This is a genomic window from Bacillus sp. FSL W8-0640, from assembly GCF_038007725.1.
In the GTDB taxonomy this organism is placed as follows: Bacteria; Bacillota; Bacilli; order Bacillales; family Bacillaceae_G; genus Bacillus_A; species Bacillus_A cereus.
In genome coordinates this window covers 109,571-134,308 of record NZ_JBBOXT010000002.1, presented here as the reverse complement: position 1 = coordinate 134,308, position 24,738 = coordinate 109,571, and the positions used below count along the sequence as shown (strand labels likewise).

Here is a 24,738-nt window from a genome sequence, read left to right as displayed (position 1 = left end):
TGTCCAACGCATGGATGCTCTGTTGGTACGGTTGATATTTTACGCAGGAACCGAATGGCTTGGTTTTCGCACTCTATTTTCTTCCTGCAACCTTCTATATCAAGTTATCAAAGAACTTCATATAGCAAGTTTATCAAAAGTTTTTGGCTATGCCAAACCGAAAGTCATCTCCGACCTATCGTAGGGCTACGCCCTTCACACGCTTGAGGAAGGAGAATTCTTTCGGGGAATACGTTAAATTAGATTCCTCAGATATATACCAATAGTTATCTTTACTTATTCATTTTCTTAATTATGTGCTGTAGTAGCGTTATCTGTAACTTGTGATATGTGGTTTAATATTTGTCTTTAATTTAATTATCGTAAAAAAATTTCTGATTATTTTAATTTTTTAGATAAATTTTTATCATATGTTTTTTGCATGAAAATAAGGAAATTTTTCTCGTAGTAAGTTAAATTCTTTTATAGAGTTCCTTTTAGTAACTTCTAAATAGGGGGGATTGTATACCTTGTTATGAACGATGAATTTTTTATTTAATTCATTCTCTATATTTTTAACAGTAATAAAATAATAAATAATTTTGGTAATGGATAATTACTAAAAAAGGGGAAATCCAACATGTCTATTAAGAATTCTGGTGAAATAAACAAGGGTGGTATAAGAACTTACGATGAGATTACAGTAGCAGAGCAAGATATGATATTAAATAAATTCAATTCTACAAAAACCGAATATCCAAGAAATAAGACCATAAACCAGCTATTTGAAGAACAAGTGGAGAGAACACCTGAAAATATTGCAGTTGTGTTTAAAGATAAACAACTCACATACAGGGAACTTAACGAGAAATCCAATCAATTAGCAAGGATGTTAAGGAATAAGGGTGTTAATACAGATGCTATTATAGGATTAATGATTGATAGATCACTTGAAATGATAATTGGAATAATGGGTATTTTAAAATCTGGAGCAGCTTACCTCCCAATTGATCCTGATACTCCAAAAGCAAGAATTGATTATATGTTACGGGATAGTCATACCATGATTTTATTGACTCAAGAGAAATTCATTAAGAAAATCGAATATGATTTAGAAATAATTAATTTGGACGAGCTAGATTCAAGTGACTTAAGTACAGATAATCTGAAACATGTAAATCGTTCTGATGATACAGCTTATATTATTTATACATCGGGTTCTACTGGAATACCAAAGGGAGTTATCATTTCGCATTATAGTGCTATCAGAGTCGTTCGAAATACAAATTACATAGAAATAAAAAATAATGATACCATTCTGCAGCTTTCGAATTATTCTTTTGATGGATCAATTTTTGATATATATGGTGCGCTGTTAAATGGGGCGAAATTAGTAGTGATAGAAAAAGATACAGTCACGGATATAAATAAGCTTGGAAATATAATTAAGCAAGAAAACATAAACGTGATGTTTATTACAACTGCTTTATTTAATGCGCTTGTAGATATGAAAATAGATTGTTTAATCAATATAAGAAAAATATTATTTGGTGGAGAAAGAATTTCAGTCTCCCATGCAAGAAAAGCATTAGAATTTCTGGGGAAAGATAAACTCATTCATGTATACGGACCAACGGAAAGTACTGTTTTTGCCACATATTACTTTATAAATGAAATAGATGAGAATGTTGACACTCTACCTATAGGTAAACCGTTAGCAAATACTTCAGTTTACATAGTAGATGAAAAGAAAAATTTACTTCCTATTGGTGAACCTGGAGAACTTTGTATTTCTGGTGATGGATTAACTAAAGGGTACTTAAATAATGAGCAGCTAACATTAGAGAAATTCGTTAAAAACCCATTTGCAGAAGGAGAGCGTTTATACCACACAGGAGATTTGGCTAGGTGGTTACCTGATGGGAATATTGAATTTATAGGAAGAATTGACCATCAAGTAAAGGTTCGGGGATTTAGGATTGAACTTGGAGAGATAGAGAGTCAGTTATTAAAGCATCAAAATGTAAAAGAAACTGTAGTTGTAGCAAGAGAAGAAAAGGACAAGAGCAATTATATTTGTGCATATCTAACATTAGTAGGAGAAGTTACTGTTGAAGAATTAAGAAGATTTTTAGGTGAAAAGTTACCTGATTATATGATTCCTACTTATTTTCTTAAGTTAGATAAAATGCCGTTAACAGCAAATGGAAAAATAGATAAAAAGTCTTTACCTGAACCAGATCGAAGTTTTAATACCGAGGTTGAATATGAGGAACCAAGAAATGAGATTGAAAAACAGCTCGTTTTAATGTGGCAGGAAACTTTGAATCTAAATAAAGTTGGTATTAATGACAGTTTTGCAGTTCTTGGTGGGCATTCAATAAACGCAATGGAGCTTTTATCTAAAATGAATGACAGGTTAAGTGTTGATTTACCATTAAAGGAACTGTTTAAATTATCTACAATAAAGAAAATAAGTGCTTACATCGAAACAAACAAGGGAGAAATTATAGAGAACCGACAATTTACAAAAACTACAGATTTAAAGAATTTACATGAACCTTTCCCACTTACAGGTATACAATTAGCCTATTTAATAGGTAGAGATCCGGCTTTTGAAATTGGTGGAGCAGCTACAAATTTAACGGTTGAATTTGAAATAGATATTAATATAGATAGGTTTAATAGTGCATTACAAAAATTAATTAATAGACATCCAATACTAAGAACAATAGTTTTTGAAAATGGAACACAAAGAATCTTAGAAGGAGAACTATTTTATTCTGTAGACACAGTAGATGTAAGGAATTTAAATCAAGAAGATATAATGATACGTATATTGGAACAAAGACAAAAAATGATAGCTAAAATCATAGATCCAAGTACTTGGCCATTATTTGAGATAAAAGCATTTATATTACCCAATAATCAAAAATATTTTTGTTTAAATATAGATCCACTAATTTGTGATGACAGTAGTATGAAAATATTAATCAAGGAATTTAAAATGTTTTACAATCAGCCAAGTCTGCAGCTGCCTGAGCTGGAGTATAACTTTAGAGACTATGTTTTAGCAACCAATGAATTTAGGCAATCTAATCGATATAAAAAAGATGAGAAGTACTGGTTAAATAAATTGGATAATTTCCCAAGTGCACCAGCATTGCCTTTAAAATGCAACCCATTAGAAATTGAGAAACCTACATTCAATAAATGTTCGGAATTTTTAGAACGTGAAACATGGGATAAATTAAAACAAAAAGCAAGAGAAAAAAATCTTACCCCTACATCGGTTTTATGTGCTGCATATGCTTATGTCCTAGCATATTGGAGTAATCAGAGTCAATTTGCAGTAAATTTAACTGTTTTTAATCGGATACCGTTTCATCAAGACGTAAAAAAAATCATTGGGGATTTCACAACTCTAATGTTATTAGATATTAATGCGAAAGATAGTATTGATTCATTTTGGAAATTTGCTGCGAAGGTACAGGATACATTGTTAGAAGCTCTTGAACATAGACATTATGATGGTGTGGATTTTATAAGAGCTATTGGGAAAAAACATAGAATGGTTAATCAAGCTATAATGCCTATTGTATTTACAAGTGTATTGAGTGAGGACTCAGATGATTCATTTAATCATTTGATAGATTTTGAAAAAATTAAATTTTTTAGTACAAGAACATCCCAAGTTTATATAGATAACCAAGTTTATGAATTAAATGGAGGTTTATATATTACATGGGATTACGTTGAACAATTATTTGAGATTAATGTTATTAAATCAATGTTTGAACAATATATAAATGTATTAAATCAGGTTATATTTAATGATCAAGTGTCAGGTATTAACCTTAGTGAGAATAGCATAAAAGTTATTGAAACCTATAATGATACAAACAAAAAGTTTGATAAGTGTACTTTACATGAAATGTTTGTGAATCGAGCAAAACTAGTACCAGATAAGGTAGCTGTAATTCATCATGATGATTCGATAACTTATAAAGAACTAAATGAAAAATCGAATCAAATTGCAAGATACTTAATGGATAAGGGAGTTAGAAAAGGTGATTACATTGGTGTGATAGGTAAGCGATGTATAGATACCATTATAAATTTGTTTGCTGTTTTAAAGGCTGGAGCAGCATATATACCGCTTGATCCTGATTATCCTGAAGAAAGAAAAGAATATATAAAAAAGAAAAGTAATTGTAAGTTCTTTATAACACCTTCTACCTATAAAGATGAAAATATTAGGGAATATTCTGGTGATGAAGTCAATATAAAAGTAGATGAAACAGATATGGCATATGTTATTTTTACTTCTGGTAGTACAGGGAAACCTAAAGGAGTTCAAATAACTCATGGTGCAGCAACAAATACAATTATAGATATTAACGAAAAATTCTGTGTGACAGAAAATGATAAAATTATGGGGATTTCTTCACTGTGCTTTGATTTGTCAGTTTATGATGTTTTTGGTGCATTGAGCTGTGGAGCGGCCCTTGTAATTATAGATGATCAAAGGGATGTATATAACCTAAAAAAAGTTGTAAAGAAAGAAGGAATCACAATTTGGAACTCAGTTCCAGCAATTATGGAACTGACAGTGGACTTATATAATGATAGTGAACAGGATGATAGTCTAAGGCTTGTATTGCTTAGTGGGGACTGGATACCGCTGGAACTTCCTCAGAAGATAAAGAAAACTTTCAAAAATGCGGAAGTTATTAGCTTAGGTGGAGCAACTGAGGGGTCAATATGGTCCATATATTACCCTATTAAGGAAATTAAGGGTGATTGGAAAAGTATACCATATGGAATGCCGTTGGCTAACCAGAAAATTTATGTATTAAATCAAAATAAGCAATTGTGTCCCGTAGATGTAGAGGGAGAATTGTACATTGGTGGAGTGGGAGTAGCAAGTGGGTATATAAATGATATTGAAAAAACTAAGATGTCATTTATTTCGCACGAAGAATTAGGATATATTTACAAAACAGGTGATTATGGTGTGTTAAAAGAGGACGGATATGTCGAATTTTTAGGAAGAAAAGACAGTCAAGTTAAGATAAGGGGATATAGGGTAGAATTAGGGGAAATTGAAAATTGTATAATCAAATATAAAGGTGTAAATAAAACAGTAGTAATTGACTATACAAACGATAATAAAATGAAAAGCCTGTATGCTTTTGTAGTTTCAGATGAAGACATAAACCCAAATGAACTAAAACAATATTTGCAAAATCAGCTCCCAAATTATATGATTCCATCAAGATTTTTCAAAATAGATGAAATACCATTGACTGTAAATGGGAAAGTAAATAAGAGTATTTTGGGGGAATTAATAAAAAATCATGAACTAGATGAAGTTGCAGCAACTACATGTGAAGAAGCAGAAAATGAAATTCAAGCCCAAATATTAGATATATGGAAAGATGTATTTGGAATAGAAAACATAGGAATAGATACTAATTACTATGAAATAGGCGGAGATTCATTAAAAGCGATATCGATTGTTACTGAAATTAAAAAGAGAATGAATATAGAGGTGCCTATAGGAGAAATATTTAAAAATGACACTATAAAGGTATTAGATCAATATTTGAAAAATAGCCAAGACAATCATAGGGGAAATATGATTGAAAGGGTATCGAAAAAGGATTATTATGCTACATCGCCTTCTCAAAAACGAATGTACATGCTTTCTATGATGGAAAATAATAGAGGAGCATATCATATTCCTATGGCGTTACTTGTCGAAGGTGAAATCGAATGTAATAGACTTGAAAATGCATTTAGAAAATTTATAGATAGACATGAAATCCTGAGAACAGGATTTGAAGTATTAGATAATGAATTAGTTCAAAAGGTTTATGATAAAGTTGATTTTGATTTGGAATACCAATGTTTAGATATAGTCGTAACAGATGATGAAGGTTTAAGAGATTTAACTAGCAAAATGTGTAAGGAATCAACAAAGCCTTTTGATTTAAGTAAACCATCATTAATGAGAGCTAAACTAATTAAAATCGGAGTAGAGAAGCATATATTGGTTGTTAACTTCCATCACATAATAGCAGATGGGGTATCACAAGGAATATTTATGAATGAAATACTCGATTTATATAACAATCTTGATTTACCTAAGATAAATATACAATACAAGGATTATGTAGAATGGAATAATACGTATAATCAATCTAATGCTATAAAAAAACAAGAGCAATATTGGCTGAATTTATACAGTCATCTGCCATCTAAATTAGAATTACCTTATGATTATAGAAAAGAAAATATTGATACCTTTGCAGGAGAAAATGCATACTTTCATATAGAAAAAGAGTTATCTGAACAGATAAGAAGGGTAGCTAAGGATACAGGGTCAACTTTATATATGCTTATGCTTAGCGCTTATCATATATTACTTCATAAATATACTGGAAAAACTGATATCGTTGTCGGAACAGCAGCATCAGGTAGGTTACATCAAGATTTACAAAATATTTTTGGTGTGTTCGTCAATACTATTGCTTTAAGAAACAATATAGATGCTACAAAAAGTTTTAAAGAAATTTTGGAACAGGTAAAAGAAAATACAATTACAGCATTTGAAAACTCAGAGTATCAGTTTGATGAACTAGTTCGCAGTATAGACTATGAAAGAGACTCTAATAGAAACCCTTTATTTGATACTATGTTTGTATTGGAAGACGCTAAATTATTTACTAAGAAGCAAGGTGCTTTAAATCTTAGTCCAATAATATTTGAATTAGATAATGCAAAATTCGATATCACTTTTAATATTTTAGATTATGACGATGAGATCGTGTTAAATGTCGAATATAGTACTGGATTATTCAAAAGAGACACAATATTAAGAATGACAGAAAATTATATTAATATTCTGAGGGAAATATCAAGGAATCTTTCGATAAGTGTAAATAAAATAGATATGATCCCACAAGAAGAAAAGCACTTTTTATTGTATGAACATAACGATACAAATGTAGATTTCTCTAAAAACCAGTTAATACACAAGTTATTTGAAGAACAAGTAGAACGAACGCCAGATAGCATTGCAGTTGTTTTTGAAGATAAGAAATTGACATATAGGGAGTTAAATGAAAAATCTAATCAATTGGCAAGAGCGTTAAGAGAAAATGGTGTTGGTTCTGATAAAATAGTAGGAATATTATTAGAACGTTCAGTTGATGTGATTGTGGGAATTATGGGGATTTTAAAAGCTGGTGGTGCGTATTTACCAATTGATCCTACATATCCTATAGATAGAATTAAATATATACTTCAAGATAGTCAAACTGAAATATTATTGACCCAGGATAAATTAATTAATTTAGTTGATTGTACAGAAGTTGATGATATTAGCATTATTAATATTCATAATGAGCATTTGTTTAAATACGGAACCGAAAACTTACGTATTGATAGCAGCAGTAAAGATTTAGTCTATGTCATTTATACATCTGGTTCTACTGGAAAGCCAAAAGGAGTTATGGTGGAGCATCATTCATTGGTGAACTTATGTAATTGGCATAATTCCTTCAATGAAATAAGTGAAACGGATAAAAATGCTAGTTATGCAAGTATAAGTTTTGATGCATTTGCTTGGGAAGTATTTCCTTATATCATAGCGGGTGCAGAGATTCATATTATAAATGATAATTTAAAATTAGATATTACGAAATTAAACAAATATTTTATTGAAAAAGAGATTTCAATAAGCTTTTTACCTACACAAGTATGTGAACAATTTTTAATGCTTGAGAATACATCTTTAAGAAGATTATTAACAGGTGGAGATAAACTAAATTATTTTGAAAATAAAAGTTACCAGATTGTTAATAACTATGGTCCTACAGAGAATTCAGTAGTAACAACAAGCTTTATTATAGAAAATTCTTATGACAATATACCGATAGGAAAACCAATATGTAATACAAAAGTCTTTATTTTAAACGAATCTAATGGGCTTTGTCCATTGGGAGTGCCAGGCGAGCTTTGTATCAGCGGAGAAGGTTTGGCCCGTGGTTATTTAAATAGACCAGAGCTCACAGCAGAAAAATTCATTCCAAATCCGTTCATTCCAGGAGAGAGAATGTATCGAACAGGAGACCTTGTGAGAATGTTACCTGATGGAAATATTGAGTTTTTAGGAAGAATTGACCATCAAGTGAAAATTCGTGGTTTTAGGATTGAACTGGGTGAGATAGAGAGTCAACTTCTAAAACATAAGGAAGTAAAAGAAGCTGTTGTTATCGCAAGAGAAGATAATAGTCATCATCAATATTTATGTGCGTACTTTACTTCCGAATCATCGAAGGGCGAGACTAGGGTTCAAGAAATTCGAAAGTTTTTGGCAAAAGAGTTACCAGAGTATATGATTCCTGCTTTTTTTGTTCAGCTAGACAAGCTACCACTTACTACAAATGGGAAAGTGGATCGAAAGGCTTTACCAAGTCCTGATGAAAGTTCGGTTGCAGGAGTAGTAGAGTATGAGGCACCAAGGAATACAGTCGAAGAAAAGCTTGTATCCATTTGGCAAGATATTTTAGATATAGAAAACATAGGAATTCAACACAACTTTTTTGAAATTGGAGGCCATTCACTGAAAGCGACTACGATGGTTTCTAGAATCCATAAGGAACTTATGGTGGAGCTACCTTTACGACAAATCTTCCAAACACCTACTATAAAAGGAATTGGAGAATATATTGACTCTACGAAAGAAAGTGTATATGCATCGATCAAAAAAGTAGAAGAACAGGATTATTATCCGCTCTCATCTGCCCAAAGAAGACTCTACATTTTAAACAAAATAGAGGGTAGCGGAGTATCTTATAATATGCCTTTCGCTATGAAAATAAAAGGTGATTTGGATGTTCATCAGCTTGAGAATGCATTCTATAAACTAATCAAAAGACATGAGGCCTTAAGAACTTCTTTCTTAATGGTAGATGGTGAACCAGTTCAAAAGATTGAAAAAGAGATAGATTTCCAAGTGACGTATAGAGAAATGGGTACCAATAAGCTAGATGATATGATTAATGGATTTGTTAAACCGTTTGATTTGGAGAAAGCTCCTCTTTTACGGGTTGAAATTATACATGTCACAGATGATGAGCACGTGATGGTTCTAGATATGCACCATATCATTTCAGATGGAGTTTCAATGAACATTTTAAATAGAGAGCTCTGTAAACTGTATGAAGGGAAAGAGTTATCCCCATTGGACCTACAGTATAAAGATTATGCAGTATGGCAAAAAGACTTGTTTACTCAAGAGGAAATGAAGAAGCAAGAAGAATATTGGATAAATGTTTTTAAAGAAGAAGTACCTATTTTAAATATGCCAACAGATTATAAAAGGCCGCCGACACAAAGTGTTGAAGGGGCCCGAAGAAGTTTTGAAATAGATAGTGAGTTGACAAAGAGGCTTAATAGAATTGCAAAAGAAAATGGGGTTACCATGTATATGCTTCTGTTAGCTGGATATACAACTTTACTTTCAAGATATACGGGTCAAGATGATATTGTGGTAGGATCTCCAATTGCAGGAAGAAGCCATCATGATTTTGAAAATATTGTCGGAATGTTTGTGAATACCCTTGCGATGAGAAATTATCCAAATGAAGATAAAACATTTCGTAATTATTTAAGAGAAGTAAAAGAAAATGCATTAAAGGCGTATGAAAATCAAGATTATCCTTTGGATGAACTGGTTGAAAAGCTGGACTTACAAAGAGATATGAGTAGAAGTGCATTATTTGATACGATGTTTGTGCTACAAAACTTAGATACCTCTAATGAAGAGATTAAAGGGTTAAGTTTTGAAACATATGATAGTGAACTTAATATAGCAAATTTTGATTTGACATTATCAGCAGTAGAAACTAATAACATCATAAAATTTGATTTAGAATATTGTACAAAATTGTTTAAGAAAGAGACAATAGCTAAAATATCAGAGCACTTTGTTAGTATTTTAAGAGAAATTACTAATAATCAGGAAGTTTGTTTAGGTCAAATAGATATGCTTTCGGGAGAAGAAAAGCACATTCTTTTGAATGAATTTAATGAAACTTATATGGATTATCCAAAGAATAAAACCATTTATCAATTATTTGAGGAGCAGGTAGAGAGAACTCCAAACAAGGTTGCCGTAGAATTTGAGGGGCAACAAGTTACTTATAAGGAGCTCAATGAAAAATCCAATCAAGTAGCTAGAGTACTTTATGATAAGGGTGTTCATCCAGAAATGATTGTAGGAATTATGGTGGAACGTTCTTTAGATATGATTGTCGGTATCATGGGGATATTAAAATCAGGGGCAGCGTATTTACCAATAGACCCTGAATATCCTGAAGAGCGAATTAAATATATGGTAGAAGATAGTAACACAAAGTTCGTATTAACGCAGACTCATTTATACGATAAACTTCATTTTATCAATAATGAATGTATAACTAAAATCTCAATTAATGATGAAACAATAAAAAATCAAGAGCAAATTAATATGGAGAGGCGTAATAATAGAAATGATTTAGCCTATGTCATTTATACGTCTGGTTCCACGGGTTTACCAAAAGGGGTGTTAGTGGAACATCATTCCTTAGTCAATTTATGTAATTGGTATGTAGATTTTCATAAAATAACAGAAAGAGATCGAATTACAAACTATTTGAAAGTCTCATTTGATGCATCTATTGGAGAAATTTTCCCTTGTTTAATCACCGGAGCTACTTTGCATGTTTTAGGAAAAGATATTAGGCTTGATCTAGATAAATTAAATGAATATATGAATAGTAAAGACATAACAGTTGCAACATTCCCATCTAAGGTAAGTGAACAATTTATATTACAAGATAATCATTCTTTAAGAATGTTAGTATCCGGTGGCGAAAAGTTAATTTTAAATAAGAATACCCGCTATCAGCTTGTAAATGCCTACGGTCCAACCGAAAATACAGTAGTAACTACAAGTTTCTTAATGAATAAAAATGATGATAATATTCCAATTGGAAAACCAGTGTATAATACTAAAGTTTATATAGTAAATAAGTATAATCAGCTTTGTCCAATTGGAGTAACAGGAGAGTTATGTATATCTGGAGTTGGATTGGCAAGAGGTTATTTAAATAATCCAGCCTTAACTGCCGAGAAATTTGTGGAAAATCCTTTCGTCAGTGGGGAAAAAATGTATCGTACAGGTGATCTTGTAAGATGGATGCCTGATGGAAATGTTGAATTCATAGGAAGAATTGACCATCAAGTAAAAATACGTGGGTATAGAATAGAACTTGGTGAAATAGAGAGCCAGTTGTTAAAACATCAAGATATAAAAGAGGTCGTAGTAGTAGCAAAAGAGGATAAGAAAAATCATACGTATATAAGTGCTTATATTGTGTCTGAAAAAGCAATATCTTCAGCCAAGATAAGAGAATTTTTAGAAAAGGAACTTCCTGATTACATGATTCCCTCTTATTTTGTTCAACTTGACCAGTTACCACTTACATCAAACGATAAAGTGGATCGAAAAGCACTTCCAGAACCAGATAGAAGTAGTCAATCAGGGGTAGAATATGAGGCACCAAGAAATGAAGTTGAAACACATCTTGTTGAGATTTGGAGGGATATCCTAGGCATAGAGGATATAGGGATAAATCATCATTTCTTTGTATCAGGTGGAGATTCTATTAAGGCTCTGCAAATTGTGTCCAGGTTGTCTAGAATAAATCTTAAGTTAGAAGTGAAAGATCTATTTGCAAACCCTAAAATTAAAGATCTTAGTAAGTATGTAAAAAAGCAAATCAAACAGTTAAAACCTTATGAAATAGTTACAGGAGAAGTAATATTATCTCCAATTCAAAAATGGTATTTTGAGAAAAATAAAGAAGAACTAGATCATTTTAATCAATCATTTATGCTGTTTAGGGAAGATGGATTTGATCGAAAGAGAATAGAGAGAGTCTTTAATAAGATATTAGAGCAGCATGATGCCCTTAGAATGATTTATAGAGAAAATGATGGAGAGATTATTCAGTATAATAGAGGCTATAAGGATAACCTCTTTGATTTATACGTTCATGATGTTGAGGGAGTAGAGAATAAGGAAGAGAAAATATATGAATTAGCGACAAATATCCAAAAGAAATCTTCCATCAAAAATGGTAAACTCGTTAATCTTTGTTTATTTAAAACGAATCAAGGTGATCATCTGCTTATTACCATTCATCATCTTGTAGTAGATGGAGTATCATGGAGAATAATATTAGAAGATTTTGAAACTCTATATTCTCAGGATTTAAGAGGTGAGAAGTTAGACGTTGGATTCAAAACTGAATCCTTTAAAGAATTTTCCTCTAAGCTGAGGGAGTATGCTAGTAGCAATAAATTATTAAAGGAAAAAGAGTATTGGCAAGAGATAGCAAATACTGAGGTTGCATTTATACCTAGAAAAAAAGAGCTCAAAAGTGACACATTCGAAAATAGTAAAACAGTTAGTATTTCTTTAAATAAGGAAAAGACTATAAGTTTATTAAGAGAATCCAATAGAGCATACAATACAGAAATAAATGACATATTGTTAACTTCCTTATTATTAGGTGCTAGAGAGATAACAAGTGAAAATTGTATAAAAATAAATATGGAGGGACATGGAAGAGAAGATATCTTAGAAAATGTAGATATTAGTAGGACTGTAGGTTGGTTTACAACTATGTATCCAGTACTTATAGATTTAGGCAATGAGACCGATCTTGCTACTAATATAAAAATGGTAAAAGAAATTTTAAGGAAAATTCCTAACAAGGGAATCGGATTTGGTATACTAAAATATTTATCAAAAGAGAAGTATCTATTAAATGAACAAAAAGCACCAATTTCATTTAACTATTTAGGTGAAATGGATAATGATGTTAACAGAAATGAATTTTCTGAATCAAAATTTTCTTATGGGGAAACAATTGGAGGAAAGATTTCAAGAAATAATTCGATAGAAATCAATTCGATAATTATTAATAATGAATTGGTTATAAATACTACCTTTAATGAGCTAGAGTTTGATGAACTAACAATCAGGAAATTAAATGATAAGTTTAAAGAAAGTCTTGAAACTATAATTGATCATTGTGTTAGTCAAATAGAGGTGGAAAAGACGCCTTATGACTATGGGGATACTAAATTAACTCTAAGTGAACTTAAGGATATTAAAGAGAAGTATAAAGATTTTGAAATTGAAAAGATTTACCCGTTAGCAAATATGCAAAAGGGAATGCTGTTCCATGCTTTGGAAAACAAAAATTCAAAAGCATATTTTGAACAAACTGTCATGGATATAACAGGATACATTGATGTAGAGATATTAAAAACAAGTTTTAATAAAATCATGCAAAGATACGAAATACTAAGAGCATCATTTGAATATGAAATAGTTGAGGAGCCTAGACAAATAATAATAGCGGATAGAGAAATAGGTTTTCAATATTGCGATATAAGTGAAAGAGGAACTATAGAAAAAGAGTTATTCATAAAAAATTATAGAGAAGAAGATACAGAAAAGGGATTTAACTTAAGTAAAGATACTTTAATGAGAGTATGTTTGATTAGAACAGATGAAAACTTATATAAATTGGTATGGAGCCATCACCATATTTTATTGGACGGTTGGTGTCTTGGAATCGTATTAGGTGAGTTATTCACTGTATATGGAAAATTAATAAATGGTGAAGAATATAAGTTAGAAGAAACGAAACCTTATAGCGATTATATAAAATGGCTGGAAGAGCAAGATAAAGAAGAAGGTAAAAGTTATTGGGAGCAATATTTAGATGGTTATGAAGAGAAAGCGCAAATACCAAAATTACAGATTACTAAGAATAATAGTGAGTATTTAAGAAGAGAAAAAGTAATTGAATTTTCGAACGAACTAACAAATAAGATTACACAGCTTGCTAATAGGAATAGCGTAACCTTTAATACAGTATTCCAGAGTATTTGGGGTATTATTTTGGCGAAGTATAACAATACAGACGAAGTAGTATTTGGAACTATTGTATCGGGAAGGGAAGCACCAGTAGACGGAATTGAAAAGATGATTGGTTTATTTATTAATGCCATTCCAACTAGAATAAATCTTGGAAAGAATCAGAAGTTTAAAGAGGTTTTAACGGTTGTACAGAGTGAAGCTATAGCTAGCAATAATTATAACTATATGAATTTAGCTGAAGTTCAAGCAATGAGTAAATTAAAGAATGATCTTATTGATCATATAATTGTGTTTGAGAACTATGCTGTTGATAAACGTATTGCCGGAAATGAAAAAATGGATATAGGTTTTGAGGTAGAAGATATACACGCAGAAGAGCAGAGCAATTATAGTTTTAGTATTGCTGCAACTCCAGGTGAGAAGTTAAATTTAGTTTTAACTTATGATGGCAATATTTATGATGACAAAATAATAGATAATATCGAAATGCACATTAAAAAAGTAACTGAACAAGTGATTGCAGATGAGAATAAGAAAATAAATGAAATAGACATAATTGCAGAAGAAGAAAGAACAACTTTATTGTATGAATTTAATGATACAAAAGTAGATTACCCAAAAGAGAAGACGATCCATCAATTGTTCCAAGAACAGGTAGAAAGGACACCTGAAAATATTGCAGTTGTGTTTGAAAATCAACAATTGACTTATTGGGAACTGAACGAAAAATCTAATCAAGTCGCTGCTCTGCTAAGAGAAAAAGGTGTGAAATCTAATACTGTGGTTGGTATTATGGTTGAACGTTCGATTGAAATGATAGTTGGTATGATGGCGATATTAAAAGCCGGGGGGGCATACCTTCCAATTGATCCTGAGTATCCAGAGGATAGAAGAAGATATATGTTAGAAGACAGTGGTATAGAAATATTGTTAAAACAAGAAAATAAACATGTAGATTATGATTTAACTTGTATTGATATAAATGTACAAAAGATTAAGGATAGATTTACAGAAAACTTGCCTAGTCTAAATAAGTCCTCTGACATGGCTTATATAATATACACTTCAGGTTCAACTGGAAAACCAAAGGGTGTTATGGTGAATCATAAATCTATTCTCAATACGTTATGTTGGAGAATAGAATCATATCAATATAGTGAAAGTGATATTACGTTACAGATGCCTTCTTTCTCTTTTGACAGCTCTGTTGAAGATATTTTTACTACTTTGCTTTCTGGAGGTAAATTAATTTTAATAGAAGATATAAGAATGAATTTCAGTAAATTTATAAATATTATTCAAAAAAATAAAGTAACTAATTTGTTAGCTGTTCCAAGTTATTATAATAATCTATTAAACACTATTGATAAGCCTTTAGTAGATTTGAGATTTGTGACAATTGCAGGTGAAGGTTTTAATGAAAATCTAATTACAAAACATTTTCAGAAAATGCCTCACGTAAAATTGTTTAATGAATATGGTCCAACAGAAAATAGTGTTTGTTCTACAATATGTGAATTAAAACAGGAAGATCAGAAGGTACTTATTGGTAAACCAATAAGTAATAACAGGGTTTATATCCTTGATATGGAAAATAATTTAGTGCCATTAGGAGTTGCAGGTGAACTTTGTGTAAGTGGGGAAGGTTTGGCACGTGGTTATTTAAACAGACCAGAGCTCACAGCGGAGAAGTTTGTTCCAAATCCATTCATTCCAGGGGAAAGGATGTACCGGACAGGAGATCTTGCAAGGTTATTACCTAATGGGAATATCGAATTTTTAGGTAGAATTGACCATCAAGTGAAAATTCGAGGTTTCAGGATTGAACTTGGTGAGGTAGAGAATCAACTTTTGAAACAGAAAGAGATTAAAGAAGCCGTTGTCATCGCAAGAGAGGATAATAATGGTCAACCATATTTATGTGCTTATTTTACGTCTGAAACACGTAAGAAAGAATCCAAATTACAAGAAATTCGGAAGGATTTGGCGCAAGAGCTTCCAGAGTATATGATTCCTGCGTTTTTCGTTCAGTTGGATAAACTACCACTTACAGCAAATGGAAAAGTGGACCGAAAGGCCTTACCAGAACCTGATGAAAGTGCCGTTGTGGGAGTAGAGTATGAGGCACCAAGGAATGAAGTCGAAGAAAGACTTGTATCCATTTGGCAGGAAATTTTAGGAGTAGAAAAAATCGGTATCAACCAGCACTTTTTTGAAATAGGAGGTCATTCTCTTAAAGCAACTACGATGGTTTCTAAAATCCATAAGGAACTTATGGTGGAGATACCTTTACGACAAATCTTCCAAACACCTACTATAAAAGGGATTGGAGAATTTATTGACTCTACAAAAGAAAGTGTATATGCATCGATCAAAAAAGTAGAAGAACAAGATTATTATCCACTTTCATCTGCACAAAAAAGACTCTATATTTTAAACAAAATAGAGGGTAGCGGAGTATCTTACAATATACCGTTCGCCATGAAGATAAAAGGTGATTTGGATGTTCAGCAACTTGAGAAGGCTTTCCATAAATTAATCGAAAGACATGAAGCTTTAAGAACTTCTTTTGTAATGGTAGATGGTGAACCAGTTCAAAAGATTGAAAAAGACATAGATTTCCAAGTGACGTATAGAGAAATGGGTACCAATAAGCTAGATGATATGATCAATGGATTTGTTAAACCGTTTGATTTGGAGAAGGCTCCTCTTTTACGGGTTGAAATCATACATGTTACAGATGATGAGCACGTGATTGTATTAGATATGCACCATATTATATCAGATGGTGTATCAATGGGGATCTTTACACAGGAATTAGCTGAGTTATACAACGGGAAAGAATTATCTCCATTAAGCATTCAATATAAAGATTATTCTGTATGGCAAAGAGAATTGTTTACTCAAGAAGAAATGAAAAAACAAGAAGAGTATTGGATGCATGTATTTAAAGAAGAAGTACCAGTACTAAATATGCCGACAGATTATAAAAGACCGCCAATTCAAAGTACAGAAGGTGACCTTGTACATTTTGAAATCGATAGTGACATATATGTTAATCTTAAGAAGATGGCGAAGGAACATGGTGTGACGCTGTATATGCTTCTGTTAGCGGGATACACAACACTGCTTTCAAAATATACGGGGCAAGAGGAAATCGTAGTGGGATCTCCAATCGCAGGAAGACCTCATGATGATTTGAAACAGATTATGGGTATTTTTGTTAATACTCTTGCAATGAGAAATTATCCAAAACGAGACGTTTCATTCCAAGATTATTTAAAAGAAGTTAAAGAGAATGCTTTAAAAGCCTATGAAAATCAGGATTATCCATTTGATGAATTAGTTGAAAAATTAGATTTAAAGAGAGATATGAGCAGAAGTGCTTTGTTTGATACAATGCTCGTCTTACAAAACTTTGACTATGATGATTTTGAAATACAGGGTTTAACTTTCTCACCATATCAAATGAAGGCGCATGTTTCTAAATTTGATTTAACACTTACCGCTGTTGAAGAAGAGCGTAGTATCAAATGTGTATTAAATTACAGAACTAAATTATTTAAGAAGGAAACTGTAGAAAGATTAGCTAAACATTTAATCCAGGTTTTTAAAGAAATTATTGAGAAGCCAGAACAAAGCATTCAGGATATTATGTTGCTTTCAGAAGAAGAAGTGCAGATGTTATTGCAGGATGATAAAGATACAAAAGCTGATTATCCGAAAGATAAAACAATTCCACAATTATTTGAGGAACAGGTGAAACGAACACCTCACCATGTAGGCGTGGTATTTAAAAACCAGAAACTTACGTATCTGGAACTGAATGAAAGAGCGAATCAAATGGCAAGGTTGCTTCAAGAAAAAGGAGCAAAGCCAGGGATAACAGTAGGTATGTTAGTGGAAGAATCTCTTGAAATGATTATTGGAATTATGGCCGTATTAAAAGCAGGAGCGACTTACTTACCAATAGATCCTGAACAACTGGATAAAAGAACGAATGTCATTTTAAAGGATAGTAATGCTAGCCTATTGATAGTAAAAGGAGAAAGGAAAGAAACGCTCCAATTTAATGGAGAAATAATCTCCATGGAAGATGATTCTATAAAAGAGAGGGATACATCAAATTTATTAGTCAATTATAAATGGAATCATAATGCGTATATCATCTATACATCAGGTTCGACTGGTACACCTAAAGGTGTATGTGTTCAGCATAACAACGTTGTAAACTATATGACTTGGTTTACAAAGGAAGCGAATCTAAAAGAAACAGATAAGGCAATGTTAGTATCTTCCTATGCATTTGACTTGGGCTATACAAGTCTATATTCATCACTTTTAAATGGATGTGAACTGCATCTCGTTACAAAAGAAGTATATACTAATGCTCAGAAGGCATTACAGTATATAGAAGAACAAGGGATTTCTTATTTGAAATTAACACCGTCTCTCTTTAACGTCTTGGTGAATGATCCGAGTTTCTCAAATAATCAGAGCTGTAAAACTTTGAGATTAGTCGTGTTAGGTGGAGAGAAAATCAATCCAATAGATGTTGAAAAATTCTATACACATTACCCAAATCATGCGGTAATGAATCACTATGGACCTACAGAGGCGACAATTGGTTCGGTATATCAAGTTATTGAATATGATACAATGGCAGCTTTCAAAGAATGCCCTGTGATTGGAAGACCAATTCAGAATATGAAGGCTTACGTAGTGGATCAACAAATGAAACTTGTCCCAGAAGGTGTTTATGGTGAATTATGCTTATCAGGAGATGGCGTAGCAAGTGGATATTTAAACAGAGCAGATTTGACAGAAGAAAAATTTGTTCAAAATCCGTTTGAACCAAATAAAAAAATGTATCGGACAGGGGATCTTGCTCGAAGACTATCAGATGGTAGAATTGAGCTTGCAGGTAGGATTGACGGTCAAGTGAAAATAAGAGGTTATCGAATTGAAACAGAAGAGATTAAGCGTCATTTAGTTAAACACGAACAAATTAAAGAAGCATTCGTGATTGATCGAGAAGGTCAGGACGGAAGAAGATATCTATGTGCATATATTACGTCCCAGAGGGACCTATCATTTGAAGAATTAAGAGCGTACTTAAAAGTAGAAATCCCTGAATACATGATTCCATCTTATTTTGTTCAGATGGAGCGTATTCCACTTACGGCAAATGGAAAAGTAGACGAAAAAGCCTTACCAGAGCCAGATGTGAGTAAGGGAGTAGATTATGAAAAACCAAGAAATCAGGTAGAAGAAAAACTTGTGAAGGTATGGGAAGATATATTAGGAGTCAAGCCAATTGGGATTAGCCATAACTTTTTTGCTTCGGGTGGAGATTCTATTAAAGCTTTACAAATTATCTCACGTTTATCACGAGAAGGTATCACGTTAGAGATGAAAGATCTATTTACCTATCCGGAAATCAAGTTTTTAAGCAACTATGTCAATATTGAGACAATACAAGAAGGCTCTTATGAAATTGAAACAGGAAATGTGTTGCTCACTCCAATTCAAAAAGCGTATTTTATGAATGGAAAAGAAGAAGTAAATCATTATAATCATGCAGTTATGTTGTATAGGAAAGATGGATTCCGTGAGGAAATGATAAAAGAAGTTATGGAAGCAATTTTTGTACATCATGACGCATTACGAATGATTTATAAAGAGGAGAATAATGAAGTACTTCAATTCAATCGAGAAGTGGAAAAAAATCAATTTGGTTTTAATGTTTATGACGTTTCGAGAGAAGATAATCCAGATGTGAAAATTCAAGAACTTGCGACAATATTACAGAAGAAAATTGATATACAAGAAGGACCTCTTGTAAATGTAGCACAGTTTAAGACGAATGTTGGAGACCATCTGTTACTTATTATTCATCACCTTGTGGTGGATGGAATCTCTTGGAGAATCCTATTTGAAGATTTTGCACTTGGATACAGCCAGCTAATGAAAGGCGAACCAATAGCGTTTTATCCAAAAACGACTTCTTATAAAGAGTATGCTACTCAGCTTAACGAGTATGCTAAGAGTGCAAAAATCCTTAGAGAAAAGCAATATTGGGTGAACACATTAAAGGATAATGTTAACTTTTTAGAGAAAAAAGAGGAAGTTGGACTATTCCGATATGAGGATAGTGATACTTTTAGTACCGCTCTCGGAATAGAGGAAACAAGCCGATTGTTAAGAGAAACAAATCAAGCATATCATACTGAAATCAATGATTTACTGATTAGTGCTCTTTTAATAGCTACAAGGAGAGTAACTGGTGAAAATAAAATTAGGATTAGTCTAGAGGGCCATGGTAGAGAACGGATTATAAAAAATGTAGATATTAGCCGAACAGTTGGATGGTTTACAACCAAATATCCTGTATACATCAATTTAGGAGATGAAAAGGACCTTTCAATGACTATTAAAACAGTGAAAGAGTCTCTTAGAAGAATTCCGAATAAGGGAATAGGCTATGGGGTTTTAAAACAATTGAGTGGAGATCCAGATTTATGGAATATTGAACAGCCACCTATTTTGTTTAATTACTTAGGTCAAATGGATGCAGATCTCAATAATACAATCTTTTCTTCTTCTTGGATATCGACAGGAGAGTCGATTGGAGGTAAACATACAAGAGAAACACCTATAGAAATGAATGCTATTGTCTTAGATGGAAAGCTCACTATTGATACGACTTATAATACAAAAGTATATGCAGAGGATGTCGTAGTGGAGTTTACAGAAGCTTTCAAGGCTGCTCTTCTTGATGTAATCCATCATTGCATTTCTAAGGAACAGGCTGAAAAAACACCATTTGACTATGGAGACAAAGAATTAAGCTTCGAACAACTAGAGGAAATCAAGGCGAAAAATAGGTGGGGAGAAATAGAAAAGATTTATCCATTAGCTAATATGCAGCAGGGTATGCTATTCCATGCATTAGAAGATCCACAATCAGGTGCATACTTTGAACAACTTGTCATTGATGTCAAAGGGTTTATTGATGTCAACTTATTCGAGGAAAGCTTGAACGATATTATGAAAAGACATGAAATCCTTCGGACAGCAATTGAATATGAAATTACAGAACAACCAAAAAATGTGATTATAAAAGGTCGAAAGATTGGCTTTAGATACCGAGATATTAGACAGCAAGGAATAGATCAGCAAAAAGAAAGTATAACAACCTACATTGAACAAGATCGAGAAAAAGGTTTTGATTTTAGTAAAGATGTCTTAATTAGACTGGAACTTATTCAAACTGATGATAAGGCTTATACAATTATATGGAGTAATCATCACATCTTGTTCGATGGATGGGGCAGAGGTATTATTTTGGGAGAATTGTTCTATATCTATGGAAACAAACAAGTAGGACAGTATCCTAATTTAGAAGAGCCAAGACCATATAGTGATTATATTAGATGGTTAGGAGAACAGGAAAAAGAAGAGGGAATTCAATATTGGAAACAATATTTAGCAGGATATCAAAAACCTGCGAAAGTTCCATCGTTCAAAATTGATAGTACAAGAGAGTACCATGGACAAGAGACGCTCATTGAATTTTCAAGGGAACTTACGAAAAAAATGACTGAATTGGCTAATCAAAATAATGTTACGTTAAACACTGTGCTACAAACTTTATGGGGGATTATTTTAGCCAAGTATAATCATACAGACGATGTTGTATTCGGTTCTGTCGTTTCTGGTAGAGATGCCAAAGTAGCTGGAATTGAAAAAATGGTTGGATTATTCATTAATGCAATTCCAACGAGAATTAATATAAAAGAACAGAAGAGCTTTAAAAATATTTTAAAAGAGGTACAGCAACAAGCAATAGAAAGCCAAGCATACAACTATATGAATCTTTCAGATATACAGTCTCTTAGTGATTTAAAAAGGGATTTAATTGATCATGTAATGATTTTTGAGAATTATGCACTTGATGAACGTTTACTTCAGGAAGAAGAAAGTAAGAGTAGTTTCGTGTTTAAGGATATTAAAGGGATTGAACAAACCAACTATGGATTTACAATAGTTGTCGTTCCAGGTGAACAGCTTGTTCTCAAAATATCATATGATGGAAATCTCTATTCAGAAAAACTCATCCAGAACATAGCAAATCATCTGAAAAATGTTACGGACCAAGTTGTGCAGGATGAACATAAAAATGTGAATCAATTAGAAATCCTTTCAAAAGAAGAAAAGCATTATTTCTTGAATGAGTTTAATGAAACAAAGGCAGAGTATCCAAAAGAAAAAACAATTCATCGCTTATTTGAAGAACAGGTAGAACGGACTCCAAATAAGGTAGCTGTGGTATTTGATAAGCAGCAACTTACTTATAAAGAACTTAATGAAAAATCTAACCAAATAGCTAGGATACTCCAGAATAAAGGAGTTCAACCAGACACAGTTGTAGGTATCATGCTTGAACGTTCTCTAGAGATGATTATAGGAATTATGGGGATTTTAAAATCTGGAGCAGCATATTTACCAATAGATCCTGAATATCCTGAAGAGCGAATTAAGTATATAGTAGAGGATAGTGGAACAAATATAATACTTACAAAAGGTAAAGATGCAGTGAGGTTAAGCAAAGAAATAGTATTTTTAGATGAAGAGTATAATCATTATTCTACTGAAAATATAAAAGTAACAAGTAATACTAACAATCTAGCTTATATGATTTATACTTCGGGTTCTACAGGTATGCCAAAGGGAACTATGCTGAAGCAACGAGGCCTAGTCAATTATATAACATGGGCAAATAAGGAATATGTCAAAGGAGAGGCCTTAGATTTTGCCTTGTATTCATCTTTCTCATTTGACCTTACAATTACATCATTATTCACACCATTAATTTCTGGAAATAAAATAGTTATTTACAATAATGATGGGGATGAACCAATTATAAGAAAAATCTTTAAGGATAATAGAGTAGGTATAGTAAAATTGACACCATCCCATTTAAGATTGATAAGAGATATTGATAACAGCAATTCAAGTATAAAACGATTAATAGTGGGTGGAGAAGATTTAAAGACTGAGTTAGCAAGAGAGATTTCAAAAAGTTTCAATCATAATGTTGAAATCTATAATGAGTATGGTCCAACAGAAACAACAATTGGCTGTATGATTTATAAATATAGCCTTAATGACGATAAACACATATCGGTACCTATTGGGAAGCCAATTGATAATGTTCAAATTTATATATTGGATGATAATCAAAAGATATTACCAGTAGGAATAGAAGGAGAACTTTATATAAGTGGAGATGGTGTTGCTACAGGTTATTTAAATAGACCTGAATTGACAGCAGAAAAATTTATATCAAATCCATATGTACCTGGAGCAAAGATGTATCGAACAGGGGATCTTGCAAGATGGTTGCCTAGTGGAAATATCGAATTTATAGGGAGAACTGACCATCAAGTAAAAATTCGTGGTTATAGAATTGAATTAGGAGAAATAGAGAATCAAATTCTAAAATTAGATAATATAAAAGAGACAAAAGTTGTTGCAAGAATAGACGGTGAGAATAGTCAGTATCTTTGTGCATATGTTGTTTTAGAGAATAAAGAAAAAGCAATTACTGTTACAGAGATGCGAAGATATTTATCAAAAGAACTTCCAAATTATATGATACCGGCATTTTTTACACAGCTTAAGGAATTACCGTTGACAACAAATGGTAAAATAGATATAAATTCATTACCAGCACCAGATGGAAATGTCAAATATGAATTAGAATACGAACCGCCAAGAAATGATTTAGAAGAAAAAATTGTTAGCATATGGGAAGAAATTTTAAATATCAAAAAAATAGGTATGAATACTAATTTATTTGATATCGGAGCGAACTCTTTAAACGTTATGACATTTGTTTCAAGGATAGTTGCAGAGTTAAACTTTAGAGTACCGTTTAAAGATGTATTTGATAAACCTACAGTCCGAAGTTTTTCAGCGTTCTTAGAAGGTGCAAAAGAAATGTTAAAGGATTATACAGAGGATTGTATTCAACTTAGTAGCTCAACAAGCACCAATAAAAAACTATTTTGTTTCCCACCTGCTGCTTCAATAGGAATAGCATATATGGGGCTAGCAAAGCATATTGAGTCATATTCGGTTTACAGTTTTAATTTTATTAAATCTGAAAATAGAATTGCACAATATGTTAAAATAATAAAAGATATTCAATCAGAAGGACCGTACACATTAGTGGGATATTCAGCTGGTGGAATTCTTGCCTTCGATGTGGCAAAAGAATTGAATAGACAAGGTTTAGAAGTAGAAAATCTTATTCTTATTGATTCAAAATACCGTACGATTGTAGAACAGAATCTTTATACAGAGGAAGAGTGTAAGAGAGAACTTCATGAAAAATTCAATCTGAAAAAATATAAAGATTTAGAAAAATTAGCTAGTGATTATTTGATAGAATTAATTATGAAGTCTTATATGTATGTACAGAGTACAACAACAAATGGCAGTATTGATGGAAATATAAGTTATATAAAATCAGTAAAAGAAAAAGAAGATGAAAATAATTTACTGTGGGAGAATGCTACTACGAAGAATTTCAGGATAATTCAAGGGTACGGAACCCATATGGAAATGTTATCAAATTCAAAGCTAGATATTCTTAAAAAGAATGCTAATATAATAAACGATATATTGGCGTTTGAAACAGTTTAATTTTTGAGAATTGGCATTTCTTTAAAGAAATGCCA

Annotated in this window: 1 protein-coding gene; it reads left to right on the top strand. The window is 32.1% G+C overall.

Annotation, left to right across the window (positions count from 1 at the left end; genetic code table 11):
• The first annotated feature begins 619 nt into the window (after window positions 1–619).
• Complete coding sequence (locus tag N2V80_RS27815) at window positions 620–24,703, top strand: non-ribosomal peptide synthase/polyketide synthase (protein WP_340981001.1); 24,084 nt, start codon at window positions 620–622, stop codon at window positions 24,701–24,703.
• Window positions 24,704–24,738: the final 35 nt, after the last annotated feature.